The sequence below is a fragment of the Rhodococcus sp. NPDC003382 genome (assembly GCF_053589135.1).
In genome coordinates this window covers 35,202-45,350 of record NZ_JBSFRH010000053.1, presented here as the reverse complement: position 1 = coordinate 45,350, position 10,149 = coordinate 35,202, and the positions used below count along the sequence as shown (strand labels likewise).

At 69.1% G+C, this 10,149-nt stretch carries 10 protein-coding genes; 5 read left to right on the top strand and 5 right to left on the bottom strand.

Annotated features, from left to right (window positions below):
• Positions 1-128: 128 nt before the first annotated feature.
• Together ACWDUD_RS26285 and ACWDUD_RS26280 are read right to left on the bottom strand one after the other, a co-directional pair.
• On the bottom strand, positions 129-866 hold the full coding sequence (locus ACWDUD_RS26285) for an SDR family NAD(P)-dependent oxidoreductase (RefSeq protein ID WP_450111231.1): 738 nt from the start codon (positions 864-866) through the stop codon (positions 129-131).
• Positions 863-1,627, bottom strand: coding sequence for an SDR family NAD(P)-dependent oxidoreductase (locus tag ACWDUD_RS26280; protein ID WP_450111230.1), 765 nt, complete (start codon positions 1,625-1,627; stop codon positions 863-865). The genes ACWDUD_RS26285 and ACWDUD_RS26280 overlap by 4 nt, the downstream gene beginning before the upstream one ends.
• A 53-nt stretch (positions 1,628-1,680) precedes the next feature.
• Between ACWDUD_RS26280 and ACWDUD_RS26275 the strand changes: the two genes are divergently transcribed.
• The 3 genes from ACWDUD_RS26275 to meaB are packed head-to-tail and all read left to right on the top strand — an operon-like array spanning position 1,681 to position 5,147.
• On the top strand, positions 1,681-3,117 hold the full coding sequence (locus ACWDUD_RS26275) for a class I adenylate-forming enzyme family protein (protein ID WP_450111229.1): 1,437 nt from the start codon (positions 1,681-1,683) through the stop codon (positions 3,115-3,117).
• Positions 3,110-4,249, top strand: a complete 1,140-nt coding sequence (locus ACWDUD_RS26270) for a thiolase family protein (RefSeq protein ID WP_450111228.1) — start codon at positions 3,110-3,112, stop codon at positions 4,247-4,249. The genes ACWDUD_RS26275 and ACWDUD_RS26270 overlap by 8 nt, the downstream gene beginning before the upstream one ends.
• Positions 4,250-4,283: 34 nt before the next feature.
• On the top strand, positions 4,284-5,147 hold the full coding sequence (gene meaB, locus ACWDUD_RS26265) for a methylmalonyl Co-A mutase-associated GTPase MeaB (RefSeq protein WP_450111227.1): 864 nt from the start codon (positions 4,284-4,286) through the stop codon (positions 5,145-5,147).
• Between the two features lie 9 nt (positions 5,148-5,156).
• On the opposite strand, the gene ACWDUD_RS26260 is transcribed toward meaB, so the two are convergent.
• From ACWDUD_RS26260 to ACWDUD_RS26250, 3 genes are read right to left on the bottom strand one after another with little or no spacing between them, the layout of a single operon-like run.
• On the bottom strand, positions 5,157-6,221 hold the full coding sequence (locus ACWDUD_RS26260; RefSeq protein WP_450111226.1) for an NAD(P)H-dependent amine dehydrogenase family protein: 1,065 nt from the start codon (positions 6,219-6,221) through the stop codon (positions 5,157-5,159).
• Between the two features lie 31 nt (positions 6,222-6,252).
• Positions 6,253-7,089, bottom strand: a complete 837-nt coding sequence (locus ACWDUD_RS26255) for an acyl-CoA thioesterase (protein ID WP_197257480.1) — start codon at positions 7,087-7,089, stop codon at positions 6,253-6,255.
• 57 nt (positions 7,090-7,146) lie between these two features.
• A complete protein-coding gene (locus ACWDUD_RS26250) occupies positions 7,147-7,800 on the bottom strand; it encodes a TetR/AcrR family transcriptional regulator (RefSeq protein WP_197257483.1) in 654 nt (217 codons plus the stop codon).
• 183 nt (positions 7,801-7,983) lie between these two features.
• On the opposite strand from ACWDUD_RS26250, the gene ACWDUD_RS26245 reads away from it, so the two are divergent.
• Together ACWDUD_RS26245 and ACWDUD_RS26240 are read left to right on the top strand one after the other, a co-directional pair.
• Positions 7,984-8,982 carry an acyl-CoA dehydrogenase family protein gene (locus ACWDUD_RS26245; RefSeq protein ID WP_197257485.1) on the top strand — a complete coding sequence of 333 codons (999 nt, stop codon included), beginning with the start codon at positions 7,984-7,986 and terminating at the stop codon, positions 8,980-8,982.
• Positions 8,966-10,141: an acyl-CoA dehydrogenase family protein gene (locus tag ACWDUD_RS26240; RefSeq protein WP_197257487.1), complete on the top strand. Its 1,176-nt coding sequence runs from the start codon at positions 8,966-8,968 to the stop codon at positions 10,139-10,141. The genes ACWDUD_RS26245 and ACWDUD_RS26240 overlap by 17 nt, the downstream gene beginning before the upstream one ends.
• Positions 10,142-10,149: the final 8 nt, after the last annotated feature.

The window sequence follows — 10,149 nt, the reverse complement described above, 5'->3', positions numbered from 1 at the left end:
TCCACGAGATGGATGTCGAGACAGGGCTCGATCTGCGACGCATCATCGAGGCAGCTCGCGAAGCCCAACTCGTTCTGGGCCGCAATGTGGCGGCTCCCACCGCCACAAAGGCACACCGGCGCGTAGCGCTAGAGCGTTTCCGACCGCTGAACGGTGCCGGTGATCCCGGAGGCGTCCTGCGCGGCCAGCAGTACCGCCGCCGCACCCATCGTCTCCGGTGGCTCGACCATCTCCGGCGGAATCTCGATACCGCTGCCGCCGGCGGTCCAGCCCTCGGTGAGAACGACCCGGGACGGGCTCAGGCAGTTCACGGCGATGTTGTCGCCGCGCAGGTCCGACGCCAGCCCCAGATAGAGCCGTTCGACCGCGGCCTTCGACACCCAGTACGCGTTGGATCCGCGGTCGGTCATCGTCACGCCGGTGGTGGTCACCGCGATCAGCGATCCGCCGCCACGCGCGCGCAGATGCGGAATCGCCGCCTTGGTCACCAGGAACACGCCGGTGGTGTTGACGTCGAGGCACAGCTGCCACCGCTTCAGCGGCGTCGTCTCGATCGGGCCCTGCCACAACACCCCGGCGTTGGCGACCACGATGTCGAGGCCGCCGAACTCGGCGACCGTCGCGGCGATCGCCGCGTCGACGGACTCCTCGTCGGTGACGTCGCACGGCACCGGCAGGGCGCGACCGCCCGACGCGACGATCCGGTCCGCGACCGAATGGATCGTGCCGGGCAGCCGGCCCTCGTTCTCCGAGCGCGCCGCGACCGCGACCGCCGCACCCGCCTCGGCGAGTGCGGCGGCCACCGCGGCGCCGATGCCACGGCTGGCACCGGCGACGAACGCGACCTTGCCGTCGAGAGCGGTCACTTCGGCGGGAACCGCAGTGCGCCGTCGAGGCGGATGACCTCGCCGTTGAGGTAGTCGTTCTCGACGATCGACGCGACGAGCGTCGCGTATTCGGGGGAGCGGCCCATGCGCTTGGGATGCGGCACCTGCGGACCCCAGTAGGCCTCGAGCTGGTCGCCGGCCTTGCCGTAGGCGGGCGTGAGGAACGTGCCGGGTGCGATCGTGACGACGCGGACGCCGAGCGGCGACAGGTCACGCGCGGCGACCAGGGTCATGCCGACGACGCCGCCCTTCGCGGCCGAGTAGGGGAGCTGACCGATCTGGCCCTCGTAGGCGGCGATCGACGCCGTGTTGACGATGACACCGCGCTGCCCGTCCTCGAGCGGCTCCTGCCGGGCGATGGCGGCGGCGGCCAGGCGCATCACGTTGAACACCGAGACCAGGTACGACTCGATGGTCTTGGTGAAGTTCTCGAGCGGCATCGGGCTGCCATCCTTGCCGACGAGCCGCCCGCCCCCGGCCGGGCCACCGTGGCAGTCCACCGACACGCGCAGCGGTCCGAGCGATTCGGCTTCGGCGATCGCGGCGAGCACCGACTCCTCGCTGCCGGCGTCGGTGCGGACGTAGCGCACGCCCAACTCCTCCTCGAGTGCCTTGCCCTTGTCGTCGTTGACGTCGGCCACGACGACCTTCGTCCCGCCGGCGTGGAGACGGCGCACGGTGGCCTCGCCGAGGCCGCCGGTGCCACCGACGACGATCGCTGAACTACCGGTGATCTGCATGTTGGTTTCCCTTCTTGCAACTACAGCTCTCTGCTTGAGAGAATAATGTTCTCATGAACATCAGCATGATTCTAGAAATGGCCGCAAGCAACGGTGATCGAGCTGTCGTGACCTACGACGGCCGCTCCCTCACGGGCCCCGAACTCCACGACCGGGCCCGCGTCGCTGCGAGCCGTTTCCGTGGGTATCCGGCCGTGCTGTACCTGGGCACGAACCATCTGGCCTATCCCGTGGCGCTGTTCGGTGCCGCGCTGGCCGGGGTGCCGTTCGTGGCACTGAACTACCGACTCGGTGAAGCCCAGCTGACGGCGCTGCGGGACCGGCACCCGGGGGCGCTCGAACTCGCTCCCGGCGACCTCGACGCGTTCGTCGACTCCACCGCGACCCCCGTCGACGCCGACGAGGTCGCGCCCGAGTGGGACGGCGACGCCGTCGCGGCGATCATCTACACCAGCGGCACCACGTCGGATCCCAAGCCCGCGGTGCTGCGGCACCGCCACCTGCTGGCGTACGTGCTCAACACGATGGAGTTCGCCTCCGCCGAGGAAACCGACGCCTCGCTCGTGTCCGTCCCGCCGTATCACATTGCGGGCCTGACGAATCTGCTGTCGAACCTGTACACGGGCCGTCGCGTGGTCTACCTCGACGCCTTCGATCCCGAGACCTGGCTCGGCACCGTCCGCAGGGAGAAGGTCACCCACGCGATGCTCGTGCCGACCATGCTGGCGCGGATCGTCGCCGTGCTCGGCGACGCGCCGGCCGACGTGCCGTCGCTGCAGAGCCTCGCCTACGGCGGATCGCGGACTCCGCGTCCCGTCCTCGAGCACGCTCTGCGGGCCTTCTCGGACACCGGGTTCGTGAACGCCTACGGACTCACCGAGACCGCGTCCTCGATCGCGGTGCTCGGACCCGACGACCACCGGACGGCTCTCGCGTCCGACGACGCGGCCGTCCGCGACCGGCTCGGCTCCGTCGGCCGCCCGCTGCCGGGCATCGAGATCGAAATCCGCACCGAGGCAGGCGAACTCGTCGCCCCGGGAGAGACCGGGCTGGTGTTCGTCCGCGGCGAGCAGATTTCCGGGGAGTACGGCGGGCGCAGCGTCCTCGACGAACAGGGCTGGTTCGCCACCCGCGACCTCGGCCACGTCGACGACGAGGGCTACCTGTTCATCGAGGGGCGCGCGGACGACACCATCATCCGCGGCGGCGAGAACATCGCCCCCGCCGAGATCGAGGACGTCCTGCTCGAGCACCCCGGGATCACCGAGGCCGCGGTCGTCGGTGTCGCCGACCCCGAATGGGGTCAGCGGATCGTCGCGGTACTTGTGGGCGATGCGGATCCGGACGAGATCACCGCGTGGGTCAAGGACCGGCTGCGGTCCTCCAAGACGCCGGACACCGTGGTGTTCCGCGACGAACTCCCCAAGACCGAAACAGGAAAACTCCTGCGCCGGACCCTACTGACCGAACTGGAGAACACCAATGCCTGAAGCCGTCATCGTCTCCGCGCTGCGCACCCCGATCGGTACGGCCGTCAAGGGCACGCTCCGCGACACCAGCGCGTTCGACCTCGCGAACCACATCGTGGCCGAGACCGCGAAGGACCTCGACCCGAAGGCGATCGACGACGTCATCCTCGGCGAAGGGCTCTACGGCGGCGGCGTCATCGCCCGCCACGCCGCGATCACGGCGGGACTGACCGACGTGCCGGGTCTGGCACTGAACCGGCACTGCGCGGCCGGGCAGTCCGCCGTCCAGACCGCCGCGGCGAGCATCAAGGCGGGCATGGACCAGCTGATCATCGCCGGTGGCGTGAACTCGGCCTCCACGTCGCCGCGCTCCCTGATGCGCTCCGGTGAGGACTGGGTGCCGTGGAACTCGCCGACCCACCCGGACCGCCCGGACGCCCCCAACCGCGACATGTCCATCACCGTCGGCTGGAACGCCGCCGTCGAGGCCGGTGTGACCCGCGAGGAGATGGACGCGTGGGCGCTGCGCTCGCACCGCAACGCGATCGCCGCCATCGACGAGGGCCGGTTCAAGGAGGAGATCGTCCCGATCGAGACTCCGCACGGGTTGTTCGCCGTCGACGAGCATCCGCGCCGCGACACCACCCTCGAGAAGCTTGCCTCCCTCAAGGTCCTGCACCCGGAGATCGAAGGTTTCAGCATCACCGCCGGCAACGCGTGCGGCGCGAACGACGCCGCTGCGGCCCTCGCGATCGCGAGCGACAGCCTCGGCCTGCCCGCACTCGGTTACATCCGGTCGTGGGCATCGGTCGCGGTCGATCCCGCCCGCACCGGACTCGCTCCGGTGCACGCGATCCCGAAGGCGCTGCGTCGCGCCGGCATGACCTTCTGCGACGTCGATCTGTTCGAGATCAACGAGGCGTTCGCCGCGATGTGTGTGGCGACCATCAAGCTCCTCGACATCGATCCCGACAAGGTCAACGTCAGCGGCAGCGGCTGCGGTCTCGGGCACCCGGTCGCCGCGACCGGGGCGCGCATGCTCGTGACCCTGGTGCACGAACTGCGCCGCCGCGGCGGCGGAGTCGGCGTGGCCGCGATGTGCGCGGGCGGAGGTATGGGCTCGGCCACGGTCATCGAGGTGCCCGCTCCGTGACAGCCGCAGCAACGAGCAACGGATCCGGTGCGCCGTGACGATCGACGAACTCCTCGCCGCCGCGCGCACCGGATCCGTGCGCGCGGCGGGACGGCTGCTGACGATGGTCGAGGACGACCGGCGCGACGAGGTGCTCGCCGCTCTCGACCCGGTGCCCGTGCGGGTGGTCGGGGTGACCGGACCACCCGGCGCCGGTAAGTCGACGACCGTCGGTGTGCTCGTCACCGCATACCGCGAGCGCGGATTCCGGGTCGCGGTGCTCGCCGTCGACCCGTCCTCCCCGTACAGCGGGGGAGCCCTGCTCGGCGACCGGATCCGCATGGCCGCCCACGTCAACGACCCCGATGTGCTGATCCGTTCGCTCGCGGCGCGCGGCCATCTCGGCGGACTGTCCGCCGCGGTACCCGCCGCGATCCGGTTGCTCGCCGCACTCGGCTACGACGTGGTGCTGCTCGAGAGTGTCGGGGTCGGACAGTCCGAGATCGAGATCGCGGCGGTCGCGGATCCGACGGTCGTGCTCCTCAATCCCGGTGGCGGCGACGCGATCCAGGCCGCGAAGGCCGGTCTGCTCGAGGTCGCCGATCTACTCGTGGTGAACAAGGCGGACCGGGAAGGCGCCGACCGGACGGTCCGGGATCTGAAGGCGGAGACCGACGTTCCGATCCTCACGCTCGTCGCATCGAAGGGCGAGGGCGTCGACGCGCTGATGGATGCGATCGAACTGCATCAGCGCGCCGACAGCGGGGAACGCCGCGCCGCCCGGGTGCGGTCCCAGATCCTGTCCCTGGCCCTGTCGCAGCTGCGTTCGCTGCCGGAACTCGACGATCTGGCCGCCGCGGTCGCGGACGGGAGCACCGATCCGTACAGCGCGGCCGCGCGGCTGCTCGGCCGTCCCTGAGGCTTTCGCTCACCCCAGGGCGGCGAGCACCTGCGGCAGCTCGGCGGTGGTGCGGATGCCCGGCTCCGCCGCGCATACCACCGGCACGGCGTTCACCGCCCGGTTCGCGGTGTAGGAGGGGGACACGGCGCTCATCCGCTCCAAGGGGATCGGGAAGCGGATGTCGATGTCGAGCGGTGCATCGCCGGCGACGTCGATGTGCCATCCCGTCGGACGGATGTCCCAGTCGACGTCGACGTCGGTGGTGCAGTACCAGGTCGCACGGAACCGGAGGAGCGCTCGTCCGTCGCGCATACCTGCGACCGTGATCCGCTGTGCGGCAACGGTACCCGGCTCGATCGTGCCCGCCGCGATGATGACCTGCGTGCGTGCCGTGGCGAATTCGCCGTGGGCTTCGACGGAATCGAACCGCAGCCCGAGTGCGTCGGCGACCGAGTGCAGCGACGGGCCGAAGTTCGACCGGATGTGGTCGATGCGGTAGTCCTCGAAGGCGGCGGGCTCGCGACCGAAACCCATGATGTCGAACAGGATTCCGGGTGAATTGCGCTGCGAGAGGTCGGCATACTCGTCGATCGCGAGCCGGTCGAGTTTGCGCTGGATCGAGGTGAGTACGAACGGCAGTGCCTCGGTGACGAATCCCGGGCTGCTTCCGGTGCTGTGGATCGACGTGCCGCCGAGCGCGCACGCGTCCTCGACCTCGGCGCGGGCCGCCGGATCCATCGCCGTCGGGTGGTGGAACTCGCCGCGGGTGGTGACGATGTTGCTGCCGGAGGCGAGGATTCGGCACACCTCGTCGAGATCGAACAGGCGCGGCATGTACAGCACACAGTCCGCGCCGAGTGCGAGAACGTCGTCGATGTCCGTGGTCGCGGTGACGCCGGTCGGGTCCGTGCCGCAGAGGTCGCCGGCGTCGCGACCGGCCTTCTCCGGTGTGTGGACGTACAGCCCGGCCAGTTCCAGGTTCGGATGCTCGATGACCCCGCGCAGTGCACGCGTGCCGAGGTTGCCGGTGGCCCACTGGACCACCCGGTACGTGTGTTCCGGCACGGATAGGCCGACAGCGTTGTCGGACAAGGCTTTCGGATCCAACGAAACCTCGATCGGGTCAGGGGCGGGGCAGGCGGAGCAGGGCTTCCTGTGCGAAGGAGGCGACGAGCGTCCCCTTCTCGTCGAGCACGTCGCCCCGGCCGAAGCACCGGCCGTGGGCGATGAGCGGGCTGTGCTGACGCACCAGCAGCCATTCGTCGGTGCGGAACGGACGATGGAACCACAGGGTGTGGGAGGTGACGGCCGAGGTGAAGACGGTGCCGTTGCCGGTCTGGGCCAGGCCCTCGAGCGGTCGCAGGGCGGTTCCGATGAGGGTCAGATCGGTTGCGTACGCGGTCAGGGCCGGGGCCAGCGCGGGATCGACTTCCGGTGTGCGCATCCACATTTCGTACTCGGGCGGCGAGGACTCGTACGAGTTGAGATCCTCGGTCGTCCGGATCTCCCACGGGATGAGGTCGACGCGGGCACGGTCGTTCTCGCCGAGCACCGGCGGAACGGACTCGACGGTCTGTAGTTCGGGGCCGTCCTCGCCCACGTGCATCGAAACCGACGCGGTGCCGATGACACCCGACGACTGGCTCGCGACGATGCTCAGCGTGGCGAACGAACGTCCCTCGTGCTGGCGGGTGACCTCGTAGCGGACGGGTTCCGACGCCTTGCCCTCGCGGGGGAACAGGGCGTGCAGCGACTTGATGCGCTTCGTCGGGCACGCGGCCTCCGCGGCGCGGACGAACTGGCCGAGGAGTTGACCGCCGAACAAACGGTGGTATTCGAGTTGCTGGTTCGTTCCCTCGAACACCGCCGATGTCGCGGGGGTGTCGCTGTCGGGAAGGTCTGCCGAGGCGTCGGCGCGCAGCTCGAGGCAGGCCAGAAGGTCGTTCCAGAGATCGGGCACGCCGCCAGTGTAAGCGAACTATCCCCGATTGAGAATACGATTCTCGCCGACGATTCCTCAGTTACCGGCGAATCCGCGGGAGCAGAAGGTCCAGACTTCCTCGGCCGAGATCGGCTTGATGGTCGCGTCGTCGGGGGCGCCCGCGGACTGTGCGATGAACATGACGGTCTGCATCGTCATCGCGGCCAGTCGGCGCGGGTTGGCGCCTGGGCGCAGCTCGCCGGAGGCGGCGACCTTCTCCATCAGCTCGGTGAACAGCGCGAGCATCGAGGAGTGCGCGACCTTGACCTCGGCGGGATGCGTGAGCAGCAGCTGCGGCGCGAAGTCGGTGAACAGCGGACGCTGCGCGCTCGGGTCGGGCCGGCAGAACTCGAACAGCAACTCGACCGCCACGCGGAGCTGGTCGAGCGGCGCGTCCTGGCCGGACGCCGCGGCGCGGATCTGGTCGGCGGAGCGGCTGAGGGCGTCCTCGAAGAGCGCGAGCAGCAGCTCGTGCTTGCCGTCGAACTGCAGGTAGAAGCTGCGCAGCGACTGCTTGGACCGGTCCACGACCTCCTGCACGGTGAAATCCGTGCTGCCCTTTTCGGCGATGATCGATTGAGCCGCGTCGAGGAAGCGCTGCACTCGCTGTTCGGCCCGGATCTTGGCGGTCCTGATGGAGCGCTCGACTGCGCGCTGCTTCCAGGCCGGCTCTTCGCTGGGGCCGGTCACCACCGGCTCTGTTCTGTGACACGTGTACCGAACATGCGAGCAACTGTACCGGAGAGTTTCCTTGCGCAGTGCGCCGACTGCGCCTGTGTCGCCGATAAATAGAGACTATTACTTTCGTCAAGCGAGAATGTTATTCTCGCATCGACATCGTGCACCACAGCTCAGCCAAGGAGGCAGGCCGGGATGCTCTTCGAGTTCGACTCCGATCAGCGGCTATGGCAGAAGACCGTCCGTGAGGTCACGGCCAAGGAATGCTCGCCCACGCTGGTCCGCAACATCGTCGACAGCGGCGCCGACCCGTCCCCTCTGTGGAAGACCTACATCGACCTCGGATGGACCGCACTGACGGACCCGGACACCACGGTCGAACTCGCCATCGTCCTCGAGGAGCTGGGCCGGGCGACCGACCCCACTCCCTATCTCGCGACGATGACCCAGTTCGCTCCTCTTGCACCGGGGTTCGACGATGCCGGACTCGCCGGTGCCGCGATCTACAAGGGTGTGGGCGTGCGCCGCGAGGGCGACGAGTGGATCCTCGACGGCACCGCGCACCACGTCCTCGACGGCGACCGTGCCGACCGGCTGGCCGTCGTCACCGAGGCGGGGGTGTTCGTCGTGCCGGCCGAGCAGGCCGTCGTCGCACGGAGCCCGGTCTTCGACCCGGTGCTGCACCTCGCCGAGGTGGCGTTCCGGGGAGTCCGGATCTCCGAGGACCGGCGCGTCGACGTGGACGTGGAGCCGGCCCGCCACCTGGCACTGACCGGGCTCGCGCTGACCGTCGTCGGTGCGTGCCAACGGATCCTCGACATGGTGCTCGGGCACGTCCGGGAACGTCAGCAGTTCGGAGTTCCGATCGGCTCGTTCCAGGCGGTCAAGCACAAGGCCGTCGACATGCACGTTGCGATCGAACGGGCACGCGCGCTGGCCTACTACGCGGCCCTGACGATCGCGGAGAACGATCCCCGCCGGCGCGTGGCCGCGTCGATGGCCAAGGCCGCCGCGGGCGAATGCCAATCCGTGGTGTTCCGCAACGGCATCCAACTGTTCGGTGCCATGGGATTCACCTGGGAGAACGACCTTCAGTTCGCGCTCAAGCGCGCCAAGGCCGGCGAGCATCTGCTCGGGGGTGCGGCAGAGCATCGGGCGCTGATCGCCGAGGAGTACCGTGCAACTCACCTTTGATGCCGATGTCGAGGACTTCCGCGCCGAGTTCGTGGCCTTCCTCGAGGAGAACCTGCCCGACGGCGCCGCCACCGGCGTCCGCCCCGGCTCGAGCGCGGATGTGCCGGACTGGGCCCGCCCGTGGCAGCGGCTGCAGTTCGACAACGGCTGGCTGCTGCCGGGCAACCCGCCCGAGTTCGGTGGACGCAACGCCACGATCCTGCAGCAGTACGTGCACCTCGAGGAACTGTCCCGCCGCCGGATCTACCACAGCTTCAACCCGCAGGGACTCGGGATCATCGCCGCGTCGATCCTGTCGTTCGGCACGCCGGAACAGAAGCAGCGCTGGGCCGTTCCGATCCTGCGCGCGGAGATCACCGCAGCACTGGGCATGAGCGAACCCGGCGCCGGATCCGATCTCGCGGGTTTGCGCACCAGGGCGGTGCTCGACGGTGATCACTTCGTCGTCAACGGGCAGAAGGTCTGGACGTCCGGCGCACACGACGCGGACGTGCTCCTCACCTTCGTGCGGACGGATCCGGATGCGCCCAAGCACAAGGGAATCAGCGTGCTGTTGATTCCGACGGACACACCCGGTGTCGTGCGGCGCCCGTTCGCCTCGGTCGCGTCGTCGGAGGACTTCGACTTCAACGAGGTCTTCTTCACGGACGTGCGGGTGCCCGCGGAGAATCTGATCGGCGAACTCAACGGGGGCTGGGGCGTCGCGAACGGCGCGCTGGGGCACGAACGTACGCTGCTCTGGCTCAGTTTCGCGGACCGCCTCCAGGATCTGGTCGAGGACTTCCGGCCGCTCACGGTGCTCGACCGCGATCGGTACGCGACCCTCGCGATGGACCTGCAGAGCCTGCGGCTGCTGGGTTCGGCCGCGCTGGCGCGGGCCGCCCGCGGTGAACAGGACGTCGCGGCCCTGTCGGTGCTCAAGCTGCTCGGATCCGAAGCGGTGCAGTCCGCATCCGAACACGCACTCGACGCGGCGGGGGAGGACGGTCTCGTCCACCCGAACTGGACGGCACCGTTCAATCCCTGGAACAACGACCACTTCTCGACCGGCTGGTTCGAGCGTTACGTCCGCAGTTTCGCGGGCACCATCGCCGGTGGTACGTCGGAGATTCAGAGGACCATCGTCGCCGAGCGTGTGCTCGGCCTTCCCCGGGGGTGAGGTTGCAG